We start from the raw sequence: 25594 nt of genomic DNA, 5'->3' as shown, positions 1-25594 counted from the left end.
CGGGGGACGACGGGTGGTCGGACGCGCGTCGGGCGGCGCTCGTCGCTCGGGGCTGTGGTCGGGTCGGGGCTCGGCTCGGTGCTCGGTCCGGGGCTCAGGCGGGGCCGTCGGCGGGGACGACGCCGGCGATGCGGTGCACCGCGACGGTCAGCTCCGCCTCGCGCCGCGGGTCGAGCGCGCGCAGCCGGCCGCCCTCGACGCGCAGCGGCCGGACGAGCCGCCGGTCGGACCGGCCGTCCGGGCCGACGAGCTCGACCCAGACGAGGCTGCGGGCCTGGGCCGCCTCGCGCAGGAGCAGCAACGCGTCGGCGGGGTCGGTTGTTCCGGCGGACGCGCGTGCGGGGGAGCCGGTGGAGGTCGTGCCGGGCGCGGTCGTGGCCGGTGCCGTGGTGGCGTCCGCGGGAGCGTCCGGCGCGGGGCCGGCGCCGTCCGCGTCCGCCGCACGCCCGCGCCCCAGCACCCGCCCGGTCCGCGCCCCGGCCGGCGGGACGCGCGTCCCGCCCGGCTCGAGGTCCGGGGCGACCGCCACGGCGCTCGCGTCGGCCCGGCGCAGCACCTCGACGACCCGCGCCGCGCGCGCCCGCACGTCCGGCTGGTGCACCGCGCCGCCGTCGGCGGCCCGCCGGCGCGCCCGCACCGCGGCCCGTCCCCGCACGCGCCGTGCCGGGGCGAGCGCGTGCACCACGGCACCGCGCGCGTCCTCGGCGACGGGGGCCAGCCCGCGCGCCCTCAGCACCTCGAGCAGCTCGGCGGTCGTGGCGTCCGCGACGAGCACGGTCGGCGCGAGGGCGCGCAGGCCGAGGCCGGCGAGCCGCGGGTCGTCCGCGAGGCCGGCGAGCAGCGCGGGGTCGTCCGACCGCACGTACGCCGACGCGGCGCCCGCGCGCAGGCGTCCGTGCCGGCGCGCGACGTCCCGGACCAGGTACTCGAGCGGCTGCGGCACGCGTCCGCGCGACGCCGCGCCCAGCCGCGCGAGCAGCTCGTCCGCCGACGCGCCCGCGTCGAGCGCGCGGCGCACCGTCTCCGTCGTGAACCGGACCGTGACCGCGCCGCCGCGGGACTCGACCCGCGCGACGCTCTCCAGCAGCTCCTCGAGCGCGGCGCTCGGCCGCCCGGGGACGACACCCGTCAGGTCGCCCTGCAGCAGCACCTCGTCGACGGCGTCCGGCAGGTCGGCGGCGAGCGCCGCGGCCGGGTCGGGGGCGGTGGCGGGGTCGCCGCCGTCGAGCGCGGCGTCCTCGGCGAGCAGCGCGCGGCCCGCACCGGACAGCGCGCCGGCGCCGAGCACGCCGAGCCGACCGGCCTCGTCGAGCACGGCGTCGACCGCGGCGCGCGGCGGCACGGCGCGGGGCGTCCGCCAGCGCAGCAGCGCGTGCACGTCGTCGGCGGTGGGCGACGTGCCGGGCGGCAGGTCCGCGAGGACGTCGAGCACCGTGCGGCGCAGCCGCGGCACCCACGGCCGCGCGAGCTCCGGGTCGAGCGCCGCCCGCAGCGTGCCGCGCTCGTCGCGCTCGCCGACGAGCCACGGCGTCCGGGCCGAGAGCAGCCACGCCCGCGCGAGCCGCACCCACCGGTGCGGCACGTCCTCGGCGTCCCACACGTCCGACTCGATCGTCGGGACGAACGCGGGCGTCTCCTCGCCGTCGTCGGCGACCAGACCGGCGGACCCGGCGGTCTCGACGAGCCACGCGGCGTCGCCGTCCTCGACGTCCAGCGCCTGCGCGGTGCGCCGCAGGTCGCGCGAGCCGAGCCCGCCGGCCCGCAGCACGCCCGGCGGCGACTGCTCCCACAGCTCCACGAGCTGGCGCACGAGCCGGACCGTCCGCTCGGCGGCGGCCGTCGACTCCGCGGCCACCAGCGCGGCGGGGCGCACGGGGGCGTCGGCGGCGGCGGTCGGCGCGAGCGCCGGTGCACGGTGCGTGCGGCCGGCGCGCAGGAGCAGGGCGACGTCCCGTGGCAGCAGGACGTGGCGGTCGTCGCCGCGCACGAGCAGCCCCTGCCGCACCAGCCAGTCGACGGCGTCCGCCGCGGGGCCGCCGGCCGGGGCGCGTCCCACGGGCGGGCCCCACAGCAGCGCGTCGACCACCTGCCCTGCCGCGGGCGGTGCCTCGGCTAGCACGGCCCGCGGGTCGGCGGGGGCGTCGACGCCCGTGCGGCGCCGCTCGGAGACGGGCGCGAGGCCGGCGACGGTGGCGCCGAGGGCGTCCGGCAGGCCGGGCGCGGCGTGCAGGCCGGTGTCGTCCGTCCACAGCAGCGCCAGGTCGACCGCGGTGCCGAGGGCGCGGTGCACGGCCGCGGCGGCGTCGTCGTCCGCGTCGGCGCCGACCGCGCGCACGACGTCGCCGGGGCTCGGCGCGGGTGCCTGCGGGTCCTCGGTCAGGACGACGACCGACTCGACGACCTGCAGCACCAGCCCGTCGGCGCCGGAGAGCGCGCGGTCCAGGCTGGACCGGCTCGTGGCCCGCGCGGCGAGCGACGCGAGGGTCGCCGGCGACGGCGTGGCCAGGTCGGGACGGCGCGTGAGCAGGGCGACGAGGTCGTCGTCGCTGCGCGCCCGCAGGTACCCGGAGAACGTGGCCATCCGCACAACGATACGAGCGCGGCGGACCCCGCACCGCCGCAACGGCCCCTGACCTGCCCCGTCGCCGGGTCGACGCGGCCCGCGAACCGGTGGTTGTGCAGCGTCCGGGTCCGGGATCGCTGCACGAGGGCCGGTTCGTGGGCTGGTCGGTCCGAATGCCGGTCGGCTGCGGGGCCGAGGCGTCGGCGGCCCGTCGAACCGTTGGTGGTCCGGCCTCCAGGGCCGGGATCGCTGCGCAAGGGCCGATTCGTGGGCTGGTCGGTTCGATGGTCGGTCGGCCGGGGGCCGACGCGTCGGCGGCGCGTCGAACCGGTGGTCGTGCAGCGTCCGGGTCCGGGTTGGCTGCACGACGGCTGGTTCGCGGGTTGCTCGGTCCGGTGGCCGGTCAGTCGCGGGTCGACGCGTCGGGCGTCCGTCGAACCGGTGGTTGTGCAGCTTCCGGGGCCGGGACGGCTGTACAACGGCCGGTTCGCGCGCGGGGTCGGTTCGATGGTCGGTCGGCCGGGGGCCGACGCGTCGGCAGCGCGTCGAACCGGTGGTCGTGCAGCGTCCGAGGCCGGGTTGGCTGAACGACGGCCGGTTCGCGGGTTGCTCGGTCCGGTGGCCGGTCAGCCGCGGGTCGACGCGTCGGGTGTCCGTCAAACCGGTGGTTGTGCAGCTTCCGGAGCCGGGACGGCTGCACAACGGCCGGTTCGCGCGCCGGGGTGGGCCGCCCGCGGCGTCTGCAGCCCGGCGCGCGGCCCGGGTCCCGCGGTGGGCCGTGTGGGATGGTGGGACGACCGGGCGAGGAGAGGCGGCAGACGTGGACGAGCGGACCGGCACGACGGGTGCGGACGGCACGAGCGGCACGGGCGGCACGACCGGGACGACCGGCACGACCGGCACGGCGGTGACCGCCGACGTCCTCGCCGCCCTGCGCGCCGACGCCCTGGCGGACCTGCCCCGCACGGCGGCGCTGCGCCACGCGCTGCACCGCGTCCCCGAGATCGGCCTCGACCTGCCCGACACGCAGCGCCTCGTCCTCGACGCGCTCGCGGACCTCGGGCTCGAGGTGCACACCGGCCGGGGCCTGTCGTCGGTCACGGCGGTGCTGCGCGGCGGGCGCCCCGGCCCGGCGGTGCTGCTGCGCGGCGACATGGACGCGCTGCCCGTGGCCGAGGAGACCGGCGAGGACTTCGCCTCCGAGCGGCCGGGCGTCATGCACGCGTGCGGGCACGACCTGCACGTCGCGGGGCTCGTCGGCGCGGCGCGCCTGCTCGCGGCGCGGCGGGACGAGATCGCCGGGTCGGTCGTCCTCATGTTCCAGCCGGGCGAGGAGGGCTGGCACGGCGCGCGCCTCATGATCGACGAGGGCGTGCTCGAGGCCGCCGGCACGCGGGCCGTCGCCTCGTACGGGCTGCACGTCGTGTCGTCGCTCCTGCCGGCGGGCGTCGTCTCCGGGCGGCCGGGGACGATGATGGCGGCGTCCGACACGGTCCGCATCACCGTGCACGGGCGCGGCGGGCACGCCTCGAAGCCGCACCTCGCGCAGGACCCCGTGCCCGTGGCCGCCGAGATCGTGCTGGCCCTGCACGCGATGGTGACGCGCCAGTTCGACGTCTTCGACCCGCTGGTCGTCACGGTCGGGCACGTCCGCGCCGGCAACCGCGACAACGTCATCCCCGACGACGCGCACATCGAGGCGACGGTCCGCACGTTCAGCACGGCGACGCACGCGGTGGTGCCCGACCGGATCGCGCGGCTCGCCGAGCACGTCGCGGCGGCGCACGGCCTGTCCGCGACCGTCGACTACGAGCGCGGCTACCCGGTGACGTCCAACGACGCCCACGAGGCTGACCGCGCCGAGCGGGTCAGCCGCGCGCTGCTCGGGGACGCCGCGTGGGTCACCGCCGACGCACCCGTGCCGGGCGCCGAGGACTTCAGCTACGTGCTGCAGGAGGTGCCGGGCGCGTTCGTGTTCGTCGGCGCCACGCCGCACGACGACGACCCCGCCACCGCGCCGTACAACCACTCGCCGCGCGCCCGCTTCGCCGACGACGCGCTCGCGGCCGGCTCGGCCCTCCTCGCCGCGCTCGCGCTGGACCGCCTCGCGGAGGGCTGAGCCGCACCCGCCGCCCCGGTCACCCCGACGCGTGCCGCACGCACGTCGTCGCGGTGGGCCGCGCCACCAGCCGGCCCGCGTCGATCGGCTCCCCGCCGACCGCGCAGGTCCCGTACGTGCCGGCGTCGAGCCGGGCGAGCGCCGCGTCGACCTCGACGAGCCGCCGCCCCGCGTCGGCCGCGAGCGCCTCGAGCTGCGCGCGCTCGAACGCGATCGTCGCGCCCTCGGGGTCGTGCTCGTCGTCCACGTTGGCGCCGCGCGCCGCGTCCACCACGTCGGTGCGCGCGGCACCCAGCGACGCGAGACGGTCGGCCGCCTCGGCGCGCAGCTCGAGCAGCCGCGCGCGGGCACCGTCGGCGACGGGCTCGTCCGCGTCCACCCGGGTGACCTCCACCGGCACAGTCCAGCACCGGCCACCGACATCCGCCGCCGACATCCGCACGGGAGCCGTCCGCGCGCCCGCGGGCACGTCCCCTATGCGCGTGCGCCTGCCGGTAGCCTGGATGTGCGTCCACGTGCCGTGGGCGCGCGCGTCTTTTCCGAGGAGTCGGCAGTGCCCACCGGCAAGGTCAAGTGGTTCGACACCGAGCGTGGCTTCGGCTTCATCGCCAGCGACGACGGTGGCGAGGTGTTCCTGCACGCGTCCGCGCTGCCCGCGGGCGTCACCGCGCCCAAGCCCGGCACGCGCGTGGACTTCGGCGTGGCCGACGGCCGGCGCGGCCCGCAGGCGCTCTCGGTCACCGTCCTCGACCCCGTGCCGTCCGTCGTGAAGGCCAAGCGCGTGCCTGCCGACGAGATGGCCGTGGTCGTCGAGGACCTCATCAAGGTGCTCGACAAGGTCGGCAACGACCTGCGTCGCGGCCGGTACCCCGAGGGGGCGCGCGCCGGGCAGTACGCCACGCTGCTGCGCGCCGTCGCGGACAAGCTCGAGGCCTGACGTGGCCGCGACGAAGGACGCCGTCCTCGACCGTGCCGTCGACCTCGCGCGCGAGGTCGCGGTCGAGATCGCCGAGGAGCCGACGCACGTCGGCGAGTACCTCGGCGCCGTGCGCGAGTCGGAGCGGCTCGTGTCCCACCGGTTCGCGTGCACCGCGCGCGGGTACCGCGGGTGGGCGTGGACCGTGACGGTCGCGCGCGTGCCCCGCGGCCGCACCGCCACGGTGTGCGAGGCGGAGCTGCTGCCGGGCGACGACGCGATCCTGCCGCGCCCGTGGGTGCCGTGGTCGGAGCGCCTGCGCCCCGGCGACATCGGCCCGGGCGACGTGCTGCCGTTCCGGCCCGACGACCCGCGCCTCGAGCCGGGCTGGACGCCCACCGGCGACCCCGAGCTCGACGAGGTCGCGATCGACGAGCTCGCGCTCGCACGCGTGCGGGTGCTGTCGCCGCAGGGTCGCGACGAGGCCGCCGAGCGCTGGTACCGCGGGTCCCGCGGGCCGACGAGCGCCGGTGCGGTCGCGTCCGCGGCGGCGTGCGCGTCGTGCGGGTTCCTGGTGAAGCTGCAGGGGTCGCTCGGCACGGTGTTCGGCGTGTGCGCGAACGCGTGGTCGCCGGACGACGGCAAGGTCGTCAGCCTCGACCACGGCTGCGGCGCGCACTCGGAGACCGACGTCGAGCCGGTGCCGTCGGAGTGGCCCGCGCCGGACCCGCTGATCGACGAGACGAGCATCGACGTCGTCGACCGCGGTCGCGCCGCTGCGGCGGAGCCCGAGCCGGTCGTCGTCGTGCCGGTGGACGAGCCGACGGACGAGCTGACGGACGAGGCGCCGTCGGACGACGTCCCGACGCCCGCCGCCCCCGCGCAGGAGGCCGGTGACGCGGTGACCGGCGAGACCGCGCCCGCCCCCGAGGGCGAGACGCCCGCGACGGAGGACGTCCCGGCCGACGAGGACGCCGCCGCGCCGACGCCGGCCGAGTCCGCGGTCGCCGAGGGCGCACCCGCCGACGACGCCGTCGCTGAGGACAGCCCCACCGACGCCCCGACCGGCGTCGCCACCCCCGCCGACGAGGCCCCCGCCGACGAGACCCCCGACGGCGGCGACGCACCCACCTCCGCGTGACCGCCGACGTCTTCGGCACCGCCGCCCTGCGCGCGGCGGTGCTGGAGGCGTGGCGGGCGTCGCCCGCGCGCCTGCGCGAGGACGCCAACACCGAGGAGGACCACGCCCGCGGGTACTACCGCGACCGCGTGGTGGTCGAGCTCGCGCAGAACGCCGCCGACGCGGCGGCCCGCGCGGGCGTCCCGGGGCGCCTGCTGCTGCGCCTGTCGACCGGTCCGACCGGCGTCGCGGAGCTCGTCGCCGCGAACACGGGCGCGCCCCTGGACGCCGCCGGGGTGGCGTCGCTCGCGTCGATGCGCGCGTCGGCCAAGCGGGACGCGGCGCCGTCGACGGTCGGGCGGTTCGGCGTCGGCTTCGCGGCGGTGCGCGCGGTCGCGGACGACGTGGCGGTCGCCTCCACCACGGGCGCGGTGCGGTTCTCGCTGGACGCGACCCGCGCCGCCCTCGCGGACACCGCCGCGCGCGAGGCGTCCCACGGGCGCCCCGACCTGGCCGCGGAGGTCGACCGCCGCGAGCGGTCCCTCCCGGCGCTGCGCCTGCCGTGGGAGTCCGACGCCCGCCCGCCGGCGGGCTACGACACGGCGGTCGTCCTCACGCTGCGTGACGCCGCCGCGGCCGACGCGGTGCGCGCGCTGCTCGCCGAGGTCGGCGACGCGCTGCTGCTCGCGCTGCCGGCGCTCGTCGAGGTGGTCGTCGAGGACGACGACGCGCCCCCGCGCCGGCTCGCCGCGGTGACGGACCGCTGGCACGTCCGCACGGCCGAGGGTGAGCTGCCGCTGGCGCTGACGGCCGACCGGCCGGTCGAGGAGCGCAGCGCCCGCCGCTGGCGCGTCACGTGGGCGGTGCCCCGCGACGGCTCGGGCGTGCGCCCGCCGGGCGTGGTGCACGCGCCGACGCCCACGGACGAGCCCCTGGGCCTGCCGGCGCTGCTCGTCGCGACGCTGCCGCTCGACCCCTCGCGCCGGCACGTCGCCGCCGGCCCGCTCACCGACGCCGTCCTCGACCACGCCGCCGACGCCTACGCCGCACTCCTCGGCGACCTCGCCGCCGCCGGTCGCGACGTCCTCGACCTCGTCCCGACGGGCCTGCCGGACGGCCCCCTCGACGCGGCCCTGCGCGAGCGTGCCGTCGCGGCGCTGACCCGCACGCCGCTCCTCACCGCGGCGACGCCCGACCCCGCGACGCCCGACCCCGCGCCACCCGCACCCACGACGCCCGCCCCGGCGACCGCCGACGCGCCTCCCGCACCCCACACCTCCCTCGTCGCCCCGCGCGACGCCACCCTCGTGCGCGACCTCACCGACCCGGCCGCCGTCCGCGCGCTCGGCACCGTCCTGGCCGGCCTCGTCGACGTCCCGCAAGCCGGCCGCACCGCCGCCCGCGCGCTCGGCGTCGAGGAGCGCACGCTCGCGGAGGTCGTCGACGACCTGCCCGCGGGTGACGGCGTCGACTGGCCGGCCCTCTACGACGCCCTCGAGCCGGCGGCCGCCGACCCACGCACGCGCGAGTCGCTGGGCGCGCTGCCCGTGCCGCTCGCGGACGGCCGCACGGTCCGGGGCGCGCGCGGCACGGTGGTCCTCGACGCCGACCTCGCGGACGCCCTCGCGCCGGACACCCTCGCGGTGCTCCGCGCGGGTGGCCTGCGCGTCGTCGACCCGCGCGCGGCCCGCCCGCTGCTCGTGCGCCTGGGCGCGGACCAGCCGGACGCGGCGGCGCTGCTCGCGCACCCGGCCGTGCGCGCCGCGGTCCTCGCGCAGGCGGACGACGACGACCTCGACCACGCCCGCCGCGTCACCGACGCGGTCCTCGACCTGGTCGCGGCCCTGCCGGCGGTCCGCGACGACACGGCCCGCACCCACGAGACGCCCGCCCACGACGTCGTCCCCCCGGACGCCGTCCCCTGGCTCGGCCTGCTCACGCTCACCGCCGCCGACGGCGAGCCGTCGCCCGCGCACGGCCTCGTCCTGCCGGGCTCCCCGGCGGCCGCCCTGCTCGACGACCGCGTGCTCGCCCCGGTCGCCCTCGACGTCGTCGACCGCTGGGGCCCCGCCGTCCTCACGGCGGTGGGCGTGCGCGCAGACCTCGTCGTCACGCGCGTGCCGGACGTCGTCACGGGCGTGCTCGCGGACGACGACCCGGACGACCCGGCGGCGCTCGCCGCGGCGTCCCTGGACGGCTGGACGGAGTACGTCGACCACCTCGCGGACGCCGTCGGCGCGGGCCTGTACGTGGGGGACGTGGACGCGGTCGCGGACCTCGACGCCGTCGCGGAGGACGCGTGGCCGGACGTGCTCGTGCACGTGGCGTCCCGCCCGCACCTGCGCGCGGCGCTGCTGACGCCCGTCCGTGCGGAGGGTGCGGGCACGCCGCTGCCGTCGTACGCCGCGTGGTGGCTGCGCACGCGCGTGGAGCCGTCGCTGCCGGCGGTGTTCGCGCTGGCGGGGTCGGACGCGCCGGCGGGCATGCTGCCGCCCGTGCCGCGCGCGTACGCGCACCTGGACCCGGACGTGCTGCGGGCGCTCGGCGGCGTCGGCTCGCTGGCGGAGCTAGGCCCGGCGGACTGGGACGAGGTGCTCGACCGGCTCGGGCCGCCGGGCACGCGCGTGCCCCCGACGGTGGCGGCGGCCGTGTGGCGGGCGTGGGCGGCGGACGACGTCCCGGGCACGCTCGCCCCGGACGTCGTCGTCGCGCTGACCGGCCCCGCGGACGCCGTCGTCGCGGAGGCGTCGTCCGCCGTCGTCGCCGACGGCCCGGCGTGGTGGCAGCGCCGCGACCTCGGGGCCGTGGTGCCCGTCCCGCCCGGGGCCGACGCCGCCCGCGTCGCCGCGCGCCTCGACGTGCCCCGCGCCGCGGAGTCCGCGGACGGGCGCGTCGACGAGCCCGGGGACGTCGAGCCCGTGCCGGACGCGGTCGCGGACCTGCTCACCGGCGTCCCGGCGGTCTGGGAGCGGCACGACGACCTCACGGTCGACGGCGAGCCGGTCGAGTGGTGGGTCGAGGGCGCGGGCGCCGACGCGCGCGTGCACGCCGTGCACCTGGCCGGCCTCGCCGCGGGCCTGGCGGCGGCCGCCGGCGCGTGGCACCTGCGCGCGGCGCTCGAGGCGCTGCTGGTCGAGCCGGGCCGCCCGGACGTCGTCCTCGACGTCCTGCTCGGCTGAGCACCGCCACGCCCACCCCGCTCCCACCGCGCGCATCCGCCCCCGCTCGCTACTGTGCGAGACGCAGAGCCGGTCTCGAGGGGGAGATGACATGGCCGATCGCAGGGGGCCCGCGCGCGGACGCGGTCGCGACGGGAACGTGCTGGAGCAGGACCCGGCGCTGCCGCCGGTGGCGCTGGACGTGGACGCCGTCGAGGCGGAGCACCGCCGGTGGACGCCGCTGCGCATCGCGGTGTGGGCGGCGATCGCCCTGCTGGGCGGCGTGGCGTGGGTGGTCATCGCGGTGGTGCGCGGCGAGACGGTGAACGCGATCTGGTTCGTGTTCGCGGCCGTCTGCACCTACCTCATCGCGTACCGGTTCTACTCGCGGTACATCGAGAAGCACGTGCTGCGCCCGGACGACCGGCGCGCGACGCCCGCCGAGTACTCCGCGGACGGCAAGGACTTCGTCACGACGGACCGGCGCGTGCTGTTCGGGCACCACTTCGCCGCGATCGCGGGTGCCGGGCCGCTGGTCGGGCCGGTGCTGGCGGCGCAGATGGGCTACCTGCCGGGGACCATCTGGATCATCGTCGGCGTCGTGCTGGCCGGTGCGGTGCAGGACTACCTGGTGCTGTTCTTCTCGATGCGCCGCGGCGGCCGCTCGCTCGGGCAGATGGCGCGGGACGAGCTCGGCGTGGTCGGCGGGACGGCGGCGCTGCTGGCGACGCTCGTCATCATGGTGATCATCGTCGCGATCCTGGCGCTGGTCGTCGTCAACGCCCTCGCGGAGAGCCCGTGGGGCGTGTTCTCGGTGGCGATGACGATCCCGATCGCGCTGCTCATGGGCGTGTACCTGCGGTTCCTGCGGCCCGGCAAGGTCGCCGAGGTGTCGGTGATCGGGTTCGTGCTGCTGCTGGCGGCGATCGTCGGCGGCGGGATGATCGCCGAGACGGCGTGGGGCGCGGAGCTGTTCACGCTCGACCGCACGACCATCGCGTGGGGCATCGTCGTCTACGGCTTCGTCGCCGCGGTCCTGCCGGTGTGGCTGCTGCTCGCGCCGCGCGACTACCTGTCGACGTTCATGAAGATCGGCACGATCGTCATGCTCGCCGTCGCGATCGTCATCGTGCGGCCGGTGCTCGAGCAGCCCGCGGTCAGCGAGTTCGCGAGCACGGGCACCGGGCCGGTCGTCGCGGGGTCGCTGTTCCCGTTCCTGTTCGTGACGATCGCGTGCGGCGCGCTGTCGGGCTTCCACGCGCTCATCGCGTCGGGCACCACGCCGAAGCTCGTCGAGAAGGAGCGCCAGACGCGCCTCATCGGGTACGGCGGCATGCTCATGGAGTCGTTCGTGGCGATCATGGCGCTGGTCGCGGCGCTGTCGATCGACCGCGGCATCTACTTCGCGATGAACGCGTCGGCGGCCGCGACGGGCGGCACCGTGGAGGGGGCCGTCGCGTTCGTCAACGGGCTCGGCCTGACGGGCGTCGACCTGACGCCACAGATGCTCGAGCAGACCGCCAGCGACGTCGGCGAGGAGACGATCGTGTCCCGCACCGGCGGCGCCCCGACGCTGTCGGTGGGGCTCGCGCACATCATGCAGCAGGTGGTCGGCGGCTCCGGGATGATGGCGTTCTGGTACCACTTCGCGATCATGTTCGAGGCGCTGTTCATCCTCACCGCCGTCGACGCCGGCACGCGCGTGGCGCGGTTCATGTTGCAGGACAGCATCGGCAACGTGGTCCCGCGGTTCCGCGACACGTCGTGGCGCGTGGGGGCCTGGATCGCGACGGGCGTGATGGTCGCCGCGTGGGGCGCGGTGCTGCTCATGGGCGTCACCGACCCGCTCGGCGGCATCAACACGCTGTTCCCGCTGTTCGGCATCGCGAACCAGCTGCTCGCGGCCATCGCGCTCGCGGTGTGCATGGCGATCATCGCCAAGCACGGCCGGGCCCGGTACCTGTGGGTGGTGCTGCTGCCGCTGGCGTTCGCGGCGGCGGTGACCATCACGGCGTCGTTCCAGAAGATCTTCTCGCCCGTCCCGGCGATCGGGTACTTCGCGCAGCACCGCGCCTTCCGGGACGCGCTGGACGCGGGGGAGACGAGCTTCGGCACGGCGACGAGCGTCGAGGCCATGCGTGCGGTGGTGCGCAACACGATGATCCAGGGCGTGCTGTCGGTGCTGTTCGTGACGCTCGCGATCGTCGTCATCCTCACCGCCGCGTGGGCGACGTACCGGTCGGTGCGGTCGGGCGGGGCGCCGAGCGCGGAGGTGCCGGCGACGCCGTCGCGGATCTTCGCGCCCGCCGGGTTCCTGCCGACGCCGCCCGAGAAGGAGCTCGAGGCGCGGTGGCGCGAGCACGAGGAGGCGCACCCTCGCGTGCGGTCCGGGGGGCACGGGTGACGACGACGCGGGGGACGACGACGCGGGGGACGACGGCGCGGGGGACGACGACGCGCGGGACGACGACGCGGCGGCACGCCCTCGTGCGGTTCCTGCGCGCGCTGCTCGGCGAGGACGCCTACGACCGGTACCTCGAGCACGAGGCCGCGCACGGGCGCGCGCCGGGCGACCCGGGGGTGATGACGGCGCGCGAGTTCTGGCGCGACCGCACGGACCGGCAGGACCGGTCGCCGCAGGGGCGGTGCTGCTGAGGCGCGGGGGCCGTGGCCGGCGACGGCTGTGCTGGGTCACGGCTGTGCCGGCGGACGTTGCCCTGCGCACCTGACCTGTCCGTTTGACCCCGAAAGGTCACGTTCGGGTAACGTCACCGCCGTGCCTGAGCTCCCCGTGGTCCGCCGACGCGAGATCCGACGCTGGCAGCAGCGCCGGCGGCGCCGCAGGCCGTGGGCGCGGCTGCTCGCGCCGGTCGGCGCGCTGGTCCTCGCGTCCGGTGCCGTCGTCGCGCTCGCGCCGGGTGCGCAGGCCCCGGTCGCGGTGATCGCGGCCGTCGAGGTGGACGACCGCGGCGCCGACGCCGCCTCCCGCAGCGCCGAGCGCACCGCCACGCCGACGGCGTCGCCGACCGCCTCCGCGACCGCCGCCCCGACGCCGACGGCCGCACCGCCCGAGCCGACGGTCACCCCGGAGGCGGCCGCCGCACCCGAGCCGGCCGCCGAGGCCCCCGCAGCACCCGCCGCCGAGCCGGCGCCGGAGCCCGCCCCGGAGTCCCGTCGGCAGCAGGCCGCCGCGGCCCCGGCCGCCGCGCCCGCCCCCGCCCCGGCGTCCGCACCGGCCGACGCCATGGCCGCCCGGATCGTCGAGCTGACGAACGCGGAGCGTCGCGCCGCCGGGCTCGGCGAGCTGTCGGTGTCGGCGTGCGCGGCGCAGCAGGCGCTCGCGCGCACGGCGGTGCTGGTGGCGGAGGGCCGGTTCGAGCACGACCCGCTGCAGCCGATCCTCGCGGCCTGCCCGTCGGGGACGGTGGGGGAGAACCTGTCGCTCGGCTACCCGACCGCGGAGGCAGCGGTGACCGGCTGGATGAACTCGTCGGGGCACAAGGCGAACATCCTGCGGGCCTCGTACGGGCAGATCGGCGTGGGCTGCACGTCGGGGCCGCGCGGGTGGCTGTGCGCGCAGGTGTTCCTGGGCTGAGCCGCCCTCGTCGGGGCGGCTCTGCGCTGGCGCGGCGACGCGCCGGGGGCTGTCAGGCGGCGTCGACGCCCTCGCGCCGGCCGCCGGGCTGGTCGGTGCCGGGCTGGTCGGTGCCCGGAAGCGGCAGGTGCCCCCGCGACCAGACGACCCCGACGATGCCGACGATCGTGCCGGCGACGCACACGGCGACGGTGAGGCCCGTCGCGACCCCGAACGCCCACAGTGCCGTGCTGACCAGCAGCGCGAGCGCCCACACGACCGTGCCGGTGGACATCACGCGGGCCAGGTCGACGTCGAGCGGCGGAGGCGGTGTGCGCTGGGGGTGCAGGAGGACGTCGAGGAGTGAGCGCACCCGCTGATGGTAGTGCGGGGGCGTCAGCGCCCGGGAGAGGTCAGGGCGGCGGCCAGCGCGTCGACGGCGGGCGCCATCGCGTCGAACGACGCCCGGTAGACGGTGTCGGACTGGCCGATGGGGTCGACGACGTCGTCGTCCCCGCCGCCTGCGAGGTGCCGTACGGCTGCGGCGAGCGCCGGCAGGGCGCGCACCCGCTCACCGGGCGTGGCACCGGCGGCCGCGAGGGCGGCAGGGTCGACGTGCTGCAGCAGCCGCGCCAGCTCGAGCAGCGTGAACGTGCGGCGCACCGCGGCGGGCGCGTGCTCGACGACCGCGGACCGGTGCCCGCGCGTGAGCGTGACGACGAGGTCGACGTCCCGCAGCGCCGCCGGCGTCAGCTGCCGCGCGACGAACCCGTCGGCGCTCGCGCCCACGGCGGCCATGAGCGGCACCATCGGCGCGCTCACGCCCGACCCGACGACCGCCCGCGTGCCGGCCGACTCGACGACGACGTCCGTACCCGCCAGCCGCTGACGCAGCAGCCGCTCGACGGCGGGGGAGCGGCAGATGTTCCCGGTGCACACGGTGAGGATGCGAGCGGGGTCGGGAGGCGTGGTCACGGGGGTCCATCCTGCCGGACGGTTAGCATCGCGGGCGGTGCGTGCCCCCGTTCGGAGCACGCGGACGGTCGACGGTGGGGGACGGGGCGCGTGGCACATCCGGGGTGGGGCGAGCAGTGGGGGACGCAGCCGATACCGGCGGCGAGGCCCGCGGCACCGACGTCCGGCGCGCGTCGAGGACGTGGGCGGCGGCCGAGCAGCAGCAAGCGGCGCAGGCGCTCGTCGGCGGGGTCGTCACGGCGGCTGCGCACGATCCTGCTGGTGACGGCGGGCGTGGCGGTGCTCGTGCTCGGCGCCGGCGCGTGGTTCGCCATGGACGCCCTGAAGGCGCGGGACTCGCTCGAGGCGGCCGCCGCCGACGTGGCCCGCCTGCAGGAGCACGTCGCCGCCGGTGACGTCGCCGCGGCGGAGGTCGTGGTGCCGGACCTGCAGCGCAACGCCCAGGACGCGCGCGAGCGCACCGACGGTCCGCTGTGGTCGCTCGCCGGCGCGCTGCCGTGGGCCGGCCCCAATGTCGAGGCCGTGCAGACGGTCGCGCAGGTGGTCGACGGCCTCGCGCAGCGCGCGCTGCCGCCGCTGGTGCAGGCGACGACGGTGGTCGACCCGACCGCCCTCGCACCGGTGGACGGCCGGCTGGACCTGGACCCGATCGCCGCGGTGGCGCCGCAGGTGGTCGGTGCCGACACCGCCGTGCGGGCCTCGGTCGAGCAGCTCGACGCGGTGGACACCGACGGCCTCGTCGCGATGGTGGCCGCACCCGTCGAGGAGCTGCGCGGCCGCCTCGCCGGCGTGGCCGCGGACATCTCGACCGCGTCGAAGGCCGTGCAGCTGCTGCCGGCGATGCTCGGTGCCGAGGGGCCGCGCCAGTACCTCGTGCTGGTGCAGAACAACGCGGAGCCCCGCGCGACGGGTGGGATCGCGGGTGCGGTGCTGCTGCTGCGCGCGGAGGACGGGCGGCTCGAGGTGGTCGAGCAGCGGACCGGCGGTGAGCTGTCCGGGTTGGAGCAGCCGGTGGTCGAGCTGACGCCCGCCGAGCAGGACCTGTTCGGCCCGCTGCTCGCCACCGACATGCGCGACGTGAACTTCACGCCCGACTTCCCGCGGTCGGCGCAGATCGCCCGCGCCATCTGGGCGCAGCAGGTGGGCGGCGAGGTCGACGGCGTGCTGTCCGTCGATCCCGGGACGCTTGCTCTCGTGCTCGGTGCCACGGGCCCCGTCCCGTTGCCTGACGGCGGCGCCCTCACGGCCGACGACGTCGTGCCGACCCTGCTCAACCAGGTGTACCTCAACATCGAGAGCCCGCAGGAGCAGGACGCGTTCTTCGCGTCGACCGCCGCGGCGGTGTTCGCCGCCGTCGCGGGTGGGCAGGGCGACCCGGCCGGTGCGGTCGACGCGCTGGCCGAGGCTGCGCGGCAGGGCCGGCTGATGGTGTGGTCCGCGGAGGCCGACGAGCAGGCGGTCGTGCAGGGGACCGTCCTGTCCGGCGAGCTGCGCGGCACCGCAGGGACGTCGCCGGTGGTCGGCGCCTTTCTCAACGACGGCACGCAGGCGAAAGTCGGGTACTACCTCGACGTGCAGGGCGGGGTGACCGCCGCGACATGCCGACCCGACGGCGGCCAGGACCTTGAGCTCGCGCTCGAGTACACCTACGCCGCGCCTGCAGACGCCGCCGACCTCCCTGAGTACCTCGTCGGGACCGAGCGCATCGTGCAAGCGGGTGAATTTCAGACGAATCTGCTTCTGTACCTCCCGACCGGATCCCAGATGGCGGACGTGCTCGTTGACGGACAACCAGGCCAGATGCATGCGCAGGTCCACGAAGGCCTCAGCGTGGCCTCCCTGACGTGGGTGTTCGAACCGGGTCAGAAACGGACAATAAGCGCTAAAATCACCTCCGGCCCTGGTCAAAGCGGCGACGTGCTCTTGCGGGCGACCCCCACGGCGTCGGGCTTCGCTAATGTCTCCGCGCTTTCCTCGTGCGGATCCAGCGGTTAGCCTTCGAACACCGCCGCTCGAACTCGGGCGGTTCCACGTACTCGGGGGAGTTCCGATGAAGATCCGCCGCACGGTCGCCACGGCCGTCACCGCTGCAGCCCTCGCGCTGGCGCCGACCGCTGCGTTCGCGTACGGCGCAGCCGACTACACCAACCGGGGCACGGCGTCGGACACGACGCCCGCGCTCGGTGAGTCGTTCACCATCACGGTCCAGGGCCCGGGCAACACGCCGGTCAACCTGACCATCACGTCGAACCCGGCGTCGATCCCCGACTCCGCCATCTCGATCGCCGGTACGCGCTCCGCCACCAAGACGACGGCCGCCAACGGCGTTGCCACGTTCACGGTGACGCTGTCGCAGGCCGGCTCGTACACGGCGGTCGTCACGGACGGCGTCTCGGGTGCTGTGCTCAGCACGCAGACGTTCACCGTCGCGGCCGCGGCTGGCGCCGCTGCCGGCGGTGCGGGCGCGGGCACGGCGGCTGCCGGCCAGCTCAGCGCCACGGGTTCCAATGCACTCCCGATCGCGCTCGGCGCCGGTGCGCTCGTCGCCGCGGGCGCCGGTGCGCTCGTCGTCGCCAACAAGCGCCGTCAGGACGTGCGCGCCTGACACAGGGCGTGCAGCACCAGCCGTACCTCGAGCGGGAGGGTCCTCGCGCACTGTCGTGAGGGCCCTCCCGCTCGTCGTGTCGGGACGTATGGTCGACGGGTCCGCCCGCGCACCTGGGCGCGACCGGCGTCGACGTCGGTCCGGCCGACGCACTCAAGACCTCCTCCCGACCGGAAGCAGTGATGGATCTTCGCGCGTACGTCGCCATCCTCAGGAAGCGCTGGATCTCGATCGCGGCGCTCACCGTGCTGGGCGTGCTCGGTGGCATCGGCCTAAACGCCGCGGCGACCCCGATGTACACCGCCGCCACGCAGCTGTACGTCTCCGTGCAGAGCGGCGGCACGACGAGCGACATGCTGCAGGGCGCGAACTTCACGCGTGCGCAGGTCGCCTCCTACGCCCGACTCGTGACCGGGCCGCTCGTTCTCGGGCCGGTCATCGACGACCTCGGCCTCGACACCCGCGCTGACGAGCTGGCGGAGCGGGTCACGGCGGACTCGCCGCTGAACACGTCGCTCATCAACATCAACGTGTCCGACGAGTCACCGGCGCTCGCCGCGGCCATCGCGAACGCCGTGGCGACCGAGCTGACCGATGTGGTCACGGACCTCGAGCAGCCGACCGACGGCAGCCCCTCCCCGGTGAAGCTCACGGTCGTCCGCGACGCTGCGGCGCCGACCGACCCCTCGTCGCCCAGCACGCGCCTCAACCTCGCGCTGGGTCTCGCGCTGGGTCTCGTGGCCGGTGTCGCCGCCGCGGTGCTCCGCGAGATGCTCGACACCCGTGTCCGGGACGAGGACACGGTCGCACAGCTCGCGGCCGCGCCGGTCGTCGGCACGATCGCGTTCGACGAGGACGCCGGTGCGCACCCGCTCATCGTGCAATCGGATCCGCACAGCATCCGTGCCGAGGCGTTCCGCCGGCTCCGCACGAACGTGCAGTTCCTCGACGTGTCCGACCGGTCGAACTCGATCGTCGTGACGTCGTCCCTGCCGGCGGAGGGCAAGTCGACGACGACGATCAACCTCGCCATCGCCCTCGCCGACGCCGGGTCCCGCGTGGCGCTGGTGGACGCGGACCTCCGGCGTCCGACGGTCGCGAAGTACCTCGGCATCGAGGGCGCGGTCGGCCTGACGACTGCGCTCATCGGACGCGCGCCCGTGGACCAGCTCATGCAGCCCTGGGGCAACGGGATGCTGCACGTGCTGCCGTCGGGCCAGGTCCCGCCGAACCCCAGTGAGCTGCTCGGGTCGAGCGCGATGTCGCAGCTCCTGTCGAAGCTGACTGCCGAGTACGACATCGTCCTGCTCGACACGCCGCCCCTGCTCCCCGTGACCGACGCGGCGATCCTCGCCCGGCTCGCGGGCGGCGCCCTGGTGGTCGTGGGCGCGGGCAAGATCACGCGCCATCAGCTCGCGGGCTCGTTGAGCGCGCTCAAGACCGTCGACGCCCGGGTGCTCGGCATGGTGGTCAACCGCGAGCCGCGCAAGCACGGGGAACGCTACGAGTACTACCGCTACGGCACCGAGACCCCGGTCGCGAAGAAGACGCGCGGGCGCGGCGTGCTGCCCAGGAAGGGTGGGTCGGCCGGCGAGGCCACGACCGCGGGCACCGCGAGTGCGCCCGTCACCACGGCGACCGGCGCGACGGCCCTGTGGCCGGGCGAGAGCATGACGGAGGCTGCCCTCCGGGACCGCCGCGGTCTCCCGCCCCAGCACCTGCGCGGCTGATGCTGGTCGACCGCTGTTCTCAGCACCTCCTGCGCACCGTGGTCCCGCGATGAGTACGACCGCACGCGTGCTGCACGTCACCGAGTGCCTCGGCGGCGGGGTCCCGAAGGCGATGGTGGCAGTCGCGAGCAACGCGACCTCGTACGAGCACCACGTCCTCTGGCCGTCGGGGAACGACGCGCCGGACGGGGTCTACGCATCCGTCCACGTCCTTCCCGCAGGTACGTGGTCGCGTGTGCGTGCTCTCCGGGACGTGCTGCTGACGCTGCGACCCGATCTCGTCCACGCGCACTCCAGCTGGGCGGGAGTGCTGGCGCGCGTCGTCCGCGGGGCGCCGGTCGTGTACCAGCCGCACGCCTTCGCGTTCGAGGCGCCCACCATGGCGCGGCCCACCCGTGCGCTCGCACTCGCGGTCGAGCGCGCGCTGGCTCCGGCCACGGCTGCCTACGCCGTGCTGAGCGAGGACGAGGGACGGCAGGCGGCACGCCTGTCACGGCGGGTTCCGCGCCACGTCGTCCCCAACGTGCCGTCCATCCCCGTCGGCGTCGCCCCGGCCGCCACCTCGGCGCAGCCGTCGCCGCGCGTCGCCATGGCGGGCCGGGTGGGACCGCAGAAGGACCCGACGTTCTTCGCCGCGGTCGCGCGCCTCTCGCAGCAGCGAGGTCTGCCCTACGAGTTCGTGTGGATCGGCGGCGGTGGCGCGACGGACGTCGGACGTCTGCGCGAGGCGGGCGTCCGGGTCACCGGGTGGCTCGACGAGGACGCGCTCGCCCGTGAGCTCGGACGGTGCGGGGTCTACCTGCACAGCGCCGCCTACGAGGGGTTCCCCCTGAGCGTCCTGGACGCGCTGGCGGCGGGTCTCCCGGTGGTGGCGCGGCGGATTCCCGCCCTCGCAGGCACGCCGGTGCCGCAGGTCGTCGACGCTGCTGAGGCGCTCGACGCCGTGCACGGCTTGATGACCGATCCCGCGGCGCGGCAGCGCGCGATGCGGACGCGTCACGACGTCCTGTCCGAGATGAACCCGCTCCGCCAGCGCGTCGCCGTGCAGGGCATGTACCAGAAGGTGGTCGCAGCATGAGGGTCCTGATGCCGGGACGGATCCTGGAACGTCACGTCGGGGGCAACACCACGTACGCCCGTGAGCTGGCGTCCCACCTCCGGCGCCTCGGGGTCCAGGTCGACGCCATGCCGTACGGTGCCACGCCCGCCGCCACCCTGGCGCTGGAGACGCTGACGGGGCTCCGCCGGGAGAAGGCCGTCCTGCACTACACGAGCGACACCGGACCCCTGATCAGCACGCGGACACCCTCGGTGCTGACCGTGCACGGCATCGCCAGCCGCTGGATCTCGACAGCCCGGACGCCGTCGCAGGAGCGCGTCTGGCGTGCACGCGTGTCGCGGGCCATCAGGAGCGTCGACCGGTTGGTCACCGTCTCGGAGTCGAGCGCCGACGACATCGCGGCCGTCTTCGGTGTCGACCGCGGCGACGTCACGGTGATCCCGCACGGCATCGACCACGCGACGTACGCGACGCCGACCGCGCTCTCGGACGCCGTCCGGGCGAGCCTGCCTCCCGACTTCCTGCTGTACCTGGGCAACGTCGAGCCGCGCAAGAATCTCGTCGAGCTCGTGCGCGCGGTGGAGCTCGACGCCGGCCTGCCCCCGTTGGTGATCGCCGGCAAGCCCGCCTGGAACCACGAGGAGTCGATGCGCGCCATCGCCGCGAGCACGCGGACGACGTACCTCGGTTTCGTGTCCGACAGCGACCGCGTCGCCCTCATGCAGGCCTGCACCGCGTTCGTCTTCCCGTCGTTGTACGAGGGCTTCGGGTTCCCGGTCGTGGAGGCACTCGCAGCGGGCGCTCCGGTCATCACGTCGGACCGTGGCTCGCTGGTCGAGGTGAGCGGGCCGTCGCGCATGCTGGCGGGCCTGGACGCGGCGGCCGTCGCAGCCGGCGTCGCCGAGGCGCTGGCCGACGACGAGTGGACGCAGCGCTGCCGCGCCGAGGGGCCGCTGTGGGCGGCGCACTTCTCCTGGGAGGCCAGCGCGCGGCGGCACCTCGAGGTGTACGAGGCTGCACGGTGACGGACGAAAGACGAGCCGGCCGTGGCGCCGGGCGACACGAAGAAGGTGCGGGCATGGCGCGAGTACTGGTCCTGCACGCGTACAGCGCCCAGAACGCCGGCGACGGCTTCCTCGTCGACGCCACCGTCGACCTGGTGCGCGAGGCGCTCGGCGACGTGGACATCACCGTGGTGGCATCCCGCCCCGAGTCCTTCACGCGCGACGACGTGCGCTTCGTGTGCTCGCAGCCGGGCCGCCGCGGCTACCAGCCGCAGTACGTCCGGACGCTGCGCGGCATCGGCGGGTACGACCTCGTGGTAGCGGTGGGTGGCGGCTACCAGCGTGCCGGGCACCTCGTCGAGGCGCTGAAGGCGGGGCTCGTCCACGGGCCGCAGCTGGTCGCCGCTTCTCGCCGGGGGACCGGCGTCGTGTACCTCCCGCAAAGCATCGGGCCGCTGCGCGGTCCGTCCGCGCCGCTGGTGTCACGCCTGCTCCAGCGCGTGGACGCCGTCTACGTCCGGGACGACCGCAGCATGGCCGAGGTCGCACGGGCGCGGCCGCGTCGTTCGCCCGACCTGGCCATCAGTGTCGGCACCTACCGCCCACGACGGCCCGAGACGGTGGTCGATGTGCCGGTCCTCTCCGTGCGGAACCTGCGAGGCGCCCTGCCGGAGCCGGTGCAGCGGCTCGCGGGGGAGCTGGCGGTGTTCGACGGGTACGTGCAGAGCAGGGTCGGCGGCAACGACGACACGTCGGCGATGACCTCGCTGCGCCCGCGTCGCATCGTCGACCGCGACGAGCTGCTGGGCGGCGGCACGCCCCGCCGCGTCGTCGTGGCGATGCGGCTGCACGGTGCGCTCATGGCGATGCAGGCCGGCCACTACGTGGTCCACCTGGCCTACGAGCGGAAGGGTTACGGCGCGTTCGCCGACCTCGGGCTGGACGACTACGTCGTCGGGGCGACGCGTCTCGTCCCGCACGAGGTCGCCGAGCGCACCCGTGCGCTCCTCACCGACCCCACCGTGCGCGAGGACTACGACCGCTGCCTGCTCGCCCGCCTCGAGACGATGCCGTCCGTGCGTGCCGGCCTGGTGGACGAGTTGCGCGCGGCGGCCGCACGGCGCGGGGCGGCGTCGTGAAGGTCCTGCTCGTGAGTCACGCCGTGGACGCGGGCACGTTCCGGGTCGGTAGTCACCACTACGCCCGCGAGCTGGCCCGTACCGGCGCCGACGTCCTGCACCTGTCGACGTCCTTCTCCCACGCGCAGGCGCTGCGCGCGCGCCACTCGACCGAGCCGACCGTGTCGGCGCGCCGACGGCTCGCGGCCGAGGGACCGCGTCGGGACGGCGAGGGGGTACTGCACGCTGTGGCCCAGGCGGTGGTGCCCATGCGGTACGGCGGCGGTGTGGCCGCGGCGGCGCGGCTGGCGCGGCGCCACGGCTTCGGCGAGCCGGACCTGGTCCTGGTCGACCAGCCGCTCCTCGCCCCGGTCGTGGAGCGGCTCGCGCCTCGCCTGGTGGTCTACCGCCCCACGGACGTCCACCCCGGTGGCCTCCTGCGCCGCCGCGAGCAGTGGCTGGTGGCCCGGGCGGATGCCGTCGTGGCGACCTCCACGACCGTGCTCGAGTCTCTCGGCGTGCCTGCCTCGACGCCCACGCTGGTGCTCGAGAACGGCGTGGAACTCGAGCGATTCGCCGTCGAGCGCAGGCAGCGGCGCGAGGGACTGGTGTACGTCGGCGCCGTGGACGCACGGTTCGACTGGACCGCGGTGGAGACGATGGCGCGCGCGGTACCCGACGTGCCGGTGAGGATCGTCGGTCCCGTCGCGCAGGCGCCGGACGGTCCGCTGCCGCCGAACGTCGAGCTGGTCGGGTCGGTGCCGTACGACGCGCTGCCGTCGGTCCTCGCGTCCGCGTCGGTGGGCCTGCTGCCGACCTCGGACCACCCGTTGAACGCGGGCCGCAGCCCGATGAAGTTCTACGAGTACCTGGCGGCCGGGTTGCACGTCGTCGCCCGTCGCACGCCGACGCTGGCTGCACGGCACGCTCCCGGTGTGAAGCTGTACCGCACGCCCGCGGAGGCCACCGCGGCCGTGCAGGCGTCCGTCGCCGAGCGGGCGGCCAACGCGGCGGGACGCGAGCACGCCCGCGCGTTCGCCTGGGACCGGCGGACGGCGCAGCTGCTCGCCTTCACGGCGGAGGTGCGGCGGGGAGAGGAGGTGCGACGTGCCTGATCGCGCGCGCGACGAGGGCCCGGCCGTCCTCCAACTGGAACTGCGGTGGTGGTCGAACCCGGTGTTCCCCGTGCTGGTCTTCGGCGCGCTGGTCGCCGCGTGGACGTGGGCGCTGCCGGAGGACCAGTTCACGGAGTGGGGCGTCCGCCCGGCGTTCCTCACGGAGCATCTCGGGATAGCGGTCGTCGGGGTGCTCGCGATGTGCGTCGGCATCCTCGTGCTGACGTTGCGGACCGTCGGCGCCACCTCGACGCGGGTCATCCTCTCCGACACCGCCGTCCGCCGGTTGAGGGCGCTGCAGATCACCTTCTTCTCGCTCGTGGTCGCGGCGTACGTGCTGTGGGTGCTGGTCGCCGTGCGGACCGGTGCGAGCGCCGCACTGGTGCTCGACGTGCTCGCCGGAGAACGTGGAGCCGTCTCGAACCTGAAGGACGTCAGCGCGCCGGTCGCGGGTGTGACGACGTTGACGCAGCTCGCCCCGGTGGTGGCCGGCATCTCGGTCGTCCTGAGCAAGGCCGGCCGTCAGAGCCGCGCATGGGTGCTCCCTGTCGTCGTCGCGCTGTCGCTCGGGCGGGCGCTCCTGTACGGCGAGCGCCTCGCGCTCATCGAGGTGGTGATCCCCGTCCTCCTGCTGCACGCGCTCTTCGCCGGTGCCGGCTCGCGCGTGAAGCGCCTGACGGCGCGTGCCCTGCCGCTGCTCGCCGTGCCGGCGCTGTGGGCGACCTTCGCCGTCTTCGAGTACACGCGCAGCTGGGCGGCACGGAACGACGGCAGCCACGGCACCTTCACGCAGTACGTGACGTCTCGGCTCATCGGGTACTACGCCACGTCGATCAACAACAGCGCGCTGTACTACAACGTCGCCCACGACAGGCCTCACATCGCGTACTACCCGGTCCAGGGGCTGTGGGAGGCGCCGATCGTCGGCGACGTCGTCCGCAGGGTGTTCGGGGAACCGAGCATCGGAGGCGTCCCGGTGGGCGAGTGGTGGGCGGGCGAGGTGGCCCAGCAGGGCAGCGTCGAGTTCGTCAACACCGGCACGGTGCTCGTCGTGGCGGCGGACCTGGGCTACGTCGGCATGGTGCTGTACTTCCTCGCGATCGGCCTGGCGGTCGGCGCCCTGTACGCCGCTGCGGCGCGGGGACGCGTCGCGGGACTCATCGGGTACGCCGTCGTGTTCGTCGGACTGCTGGAGATGTCGCGGATCCTGTACCTCGGGCAGGGACGCTTCCTCGTGACGGCGGTCGGCGTCGCCGTGACCGCCATCGTCCTGCACCGACCGGAGCGTGCGCCGACGGTCGAGGCGACCGCCCGGCCCGGCCTCGCGCCGCCTCCTCGGTTCCTGGTGCCCGCCGGGCCGCCCAACCCGGAGCCCTCCGTCGTCCCCGCTCCAGCGGAAGGGGACCGCGCGTGAGAATCGCCTTCTTCACCCCTGATCTGGACTCCAACTCGTTGGGACGCACGTACTGCCTCTGGCTCCTGGCGCGCGAACTGGGGTGGGACGCGCGCGTCTACTCGACCCGCGGGACGCACGTCTGGGCGCCGCTGACGTCAGACCCCTTCGCGAAAACCTGCACCCTCATCGACGCCTCACCGACGAGGGCCGCCCCGGAGCCCTTTCTCCGGGACTGCGACCTCGTCATCGCCGTCAAGCCGCTCCCAACCTCGCTCGGAGTCGCGCACGCGTGGGCTCGGGAGCTCGGCAAGCCGATGGTGGCCGACGTCGACGATCCGGACGTCGAGTCGAAGACGGTGTGGGAGCGTCCGGTGCGGCGGCTGGGCCGACTGCTGCTGCAGGGCGGTCGGCAGAGGGACCTGCGGCGCATGGGGCGTCTCGCCCGGACGCTCCCGTCCATGGTGAGCAGCCCCGTGCTGGGTGACATCTACGGCGGGGTGGTGATCCCGCACGCGCGTCACCACGAGCCGTTCGCGGGGCACAGGGACGGCTCCGGGCCACTGACCGTGGCCTTCGTCGGGACCCCCCACGCACACAAGGGCATCGACCTGCTCAGGTCCGCCGTCGACGAGCTGTCGGGGGAGGGTTTCGAGCTGGTCGTGACGGCGGCCCCGCCCGCCGACGCGCGCCCGTGGGAGCGCTGGGTCGGGACGACCAGCCTTGCGGAGGGCGCCGCACTGATCGCGGGAGCGGACATCGTGGCCCTCCCGAGCCTGCTGACGCCGTGGTCGCGAGGGCAGCTCCCGGCGAAGCTGATCGACGCGATGATGGCGGGCAAGGCGGTCGTCGCCTCGGACATCGGGCCGATCGCGTGGGCGCTCGCCGACACGGGCCACCTGTTCGAGCCCGGCGATCGGGCCGCTCTGGTCGGCGCCATGCGCCGCCTGGCCGACTCGCGGTACCGGACCGAGCTCGGCGCCCGCGCGCGCGCACGGGCGGTCGGGACCTTCTCCGTCGCCGCGCTGGCGCCTCGTTTCGAGGCCGTGTGCCGGTATGCGGTGGACGCGCTCGAGGCGCACGTCTGAGCCGTTCGGAAGCGGCGACGGGCGTGCGCCGTGACGGCAGGCCGCGTCGGTGCGAC

Annotated in this window: 20 protein-coding genes; 16 read left to right on the top strand and 4 right to left on the bottom strand. The window is 75.9% G+C overall.

All coding sequences use genetic code 11. The annotated features are described in order from the left end of the window. Window positions 1–94: 94 nt before the first annotated feature. A complete protein-coding gene (locus ACFUMH_RS02930; RefSeq protein ID WP_378200126.1) occupies window positions 95–2581 on the bottom strand; it encodes a helicase-associated domain-containing protein in 2487 nt (828 codons plus the stop codon). 913 nt (window positions 2582–3494) lie between these two features. Here ACFUMH_RS02930 and ACFUMH_RS02925 point away from each other — a divergent pair. After that, window positions 3495–4682, top strand: a complete 1188-nt coding sequence (locus ACFUMH_RS02925; RefSeq protein ID WP_378200198.1) for a M20 family metallopeptidase — start codon at window positions 3495–3497, stop codon at window positions 4680–4682. Between the two features lie 19 nt (window positions 4683–4701). Here the strand turns inward: ACFUMH_RS02925 and ACFUMH_RS02920 are convergent, their stop codons facing one another. Beyond that, window positions 4702–5076 carry a TraR/DksA family transcriptional regulator gene (locus tag ACFUMH_RS02920; RefSeq protein WP_378200123.1) on the bottom strand — a complete coding sequence of 125 codons (375 nt, stop codon included), beginning with the start codon at window positions 5074–5076 and terminating at the stop codon, window positions 4702–4704. 159 nt (window positions 5077–5235) lie between these two features. On the opposite strand from ACFUMH_RS02920, the gene ACFUMH_RS02915 reads away from it, so the two are divergent. The 6 genes from ACFUMH_RS02915 (at window position 5236) to ACFUMH_RS02890 (ending at window position 13471) form a co-directional block, all read left to right on the top strand. Beyond that, window positions 5236–5619 (top strand): cold-shock protein, encoded by a 384-nt coding sequence (locus ACFUMH_RS02915; RefSeq protein WP_378200120.1) that lies wholly within the window; start codon window positions 5236–5238, stop codon window positions 5617–5619. A gap of 1 nt (window position 5620) precedes the next feature. Then, complete coding sequence (locus ACFUMH_RS02910) at window positions 5621–6739, top strand: DUF3027 domain-containing protein (RefSeq protein WP_378200117.1); 1119 nt, start codon at window positions 5621–5623, stop codon at window positions 6737–6739. Continuing rightward, window positions 6736–9897 (top strand): sacsin N-terminal ATP-binding-like domain-containing protein, encoded by a 3162-nt coding sequence (locus ACFUMH_RS02905; RefSeq protein ID WP_378200114.1) that lies wholly within the window; start codon window positions 6736–6738, stop codon window positions 9895–9897. Before ACFUMH_RS02910 ends, ACFUMH_RS02905 begins: the two co-directional genes overlap by 4 nt. A gap of 91 nt (window positions 9898–9988) precedes the next feature. Then, a complete protein-coding gene (locus ACFUMH_RS02900; protein WP_378200111.1) occupies window positions 9989–12280 on the top strand; it encodes a carbon starvation CstA family protein in 2292 nt (763 codons plus the stop codon). Continuing rightward, window positions 12277–12531 carry a YbdD/YjiX family protein gene (locus ACFUMH_RS02895; RefSeq protein WP_378200109.1) on the top strand — a complete coding sequence of 85 codons (255 nt, stop codon included), beginning with the start codon at window positions 12277–12279 and terminating at the stop codon, window positions 12529–12531. The genes ACFUMH_RS02900 and ACFUMH_RS02895 overlap by 4 nt, the downstream gene beginning before the upstream one ends. Window positions 12532–12652: 121 nt before the next feature. Continuing rightward, window positions 12653–13471 carry a CAP domain-containing protein gene (locus tag ACFUMH_RS02890; protein WP_378200106.1) on the top strand — a complete coding sequence of 273 codons (819 nt, stop codon included), beginning with the start codon at window positions 12653–12655 and terminating at the stop codon, window positions 13469–13471. Window positions 13472–13523: 52 nt separating this feature from the next. On the opposite strand, the gene ACFUMH_RS02885 is transcribed toward ACFUMH_RS02890, so the two are convergent. Further along, window positions 13524–13823, bottom strand: a complete 300-nt coding sequence (locus ACFUMH_RS02885; protein WP_378200103.1) for a DUF2530 domain-containing protein — start codon at window positions 13821–13823, stop codon at window positions 13524–13526. A gap of 23 nt (window positions 13824–13846) precedes the next feature. Then, on the bottom strand, window positions 13847–14425 hold the full coding sequence (locus ACFUMH_RS02880) for a low molecular weight phosphatase family protein (protein ID WP_378200100.1): 579 nt from the start codon (window positions 14423–14425) through the stop codon (window positions 13847–13849). Window positions 14426–14686: 261 nt separating this feature from the next. Between ACFUMH_RS02880 and ACFUMH_RS02875 the strand changes: the two genes are divergently transcribed. From ACFUMH_RS02875 to ACFUMH_RS02835, 9 genes are all read left to right on the top strand, one after another. After that, entirely contained in the window at window positions 14687–16420 is a 1734-nt protein-coding gene (locus tag ACFUMH_RS02875; protein ID WP_378200098.1) for a DUF4012 domain-containing protein, read from the top strand. Between the two features lie 55 nt (window positions 16421–16475). Then, entirely contained in the window at window positions 16476–17030 is a 555-nt protein-coding gene (locus ACFUMH_RS02870) for a peptidase (protein WP_378200095.1), read from the top strand. Between the two features lie 182 nt (window positions 17031–17212). After that, on the top strand, window positions 17213–18760 hold the full coding sequence (locus ACFUMH_RS02865; protein ID WP_378200092.1) for a polysaccharide biosynthesis tyrosine autokinase: 1548 nt from the start codon (window positions 17213–17215) through the stop codon (window positions 18758–18760). Window positions 18761–18809: 49 nt separating this feature from the next. Beyond that, complete coding sequence (locus ACFUMH_RS02860; RefSeq protein WP_378200089.1) at window positions 18810–19838, top strand: glycosyltransferase; 1029 nt, start codon at window positions 18810–18812, stop codon at window positions 19836–19838. Continuing rightward, a complete protein-coding gene (locus ACFUMH_RS02855; protein ID WP_378200086.1) occupies window positions 19835–20845 on the top strand; it encodes a glycosyltransferase family 4 protein in 1011 nt (336 codons plus the stop codon). The genes ACFUMH_RS02860 and ACFUMH_RS02855 overlap by 4 nt, the downstream gene beginning before the upstream one ends. 53 nt (window positions 20846–20898) lie before the next feature. Beyond that, complete coding sequence (locus tag ACFUMH_RS02850; protein ID WP_378200083.1) at window positions 20899–21963, top strand: polysaccharide pyruvyl transferase family protein; 1065 nt, start codon at window positions 20899–20901, stop codon at window positions 21961–21963. Between the two features lie 11 nt (window positions 21964–21974). Beyond that, window positions 21975–23057 (top strand): glycosyltransferase, encoded by a 1083-nt coding sequence (locus ACFUMH_RS02845; protein WP_378200080.1) that lies wholly within the window; start codon window positions 21975–21977, stop codon window positions 23055–23057. Continuing rightward, window positions 23050–24471 (top strand): O-antigen polymerase, encoded by a 1422-nt coding sequence (locus ACFUMH_RS02840; RefSeq protein ID WP_378200077.1) that lies wholly within the window; start codon window positions 23050–23052, stop codon window positions 24469–24471. The genes ACFUMH_RS02845 and ACFUMH_RS02840 overlap by 8 nt, the downstream gene beginning before the upstream one ends. After that, window positions 24468–25538: a glycosyltransferase family 4 protein gene (locus tag ACFUMH_RS02835; RefSeq protein ID WP_378200074.1), complete on the top strand. Its 1071-nt coding sequence runs from the start codon at window positions 24468–24470 to the stop codon at window positions 25536–25538. The genes ACFUMH_RS02840 and ACFUMH_RS02835 overlap by 4 nt, the downstream gene beginning before the upstream one ends. The last annotated feature ends 56 nt before the right edge of the window (window positions 25539–25594 follow it).

This window comes from Cellulomonas sp. NPDC057328 (genome assembly GCF_042667215.1).
Lineage (GTDB): Bacteria > Actinomycetota > Actinomycetes > Actinomycetales > Cellulomonadaceae > Cellulomonas.
This window is presented reverse-complemented; position numbering and strand designations above follow the sequence as displayed.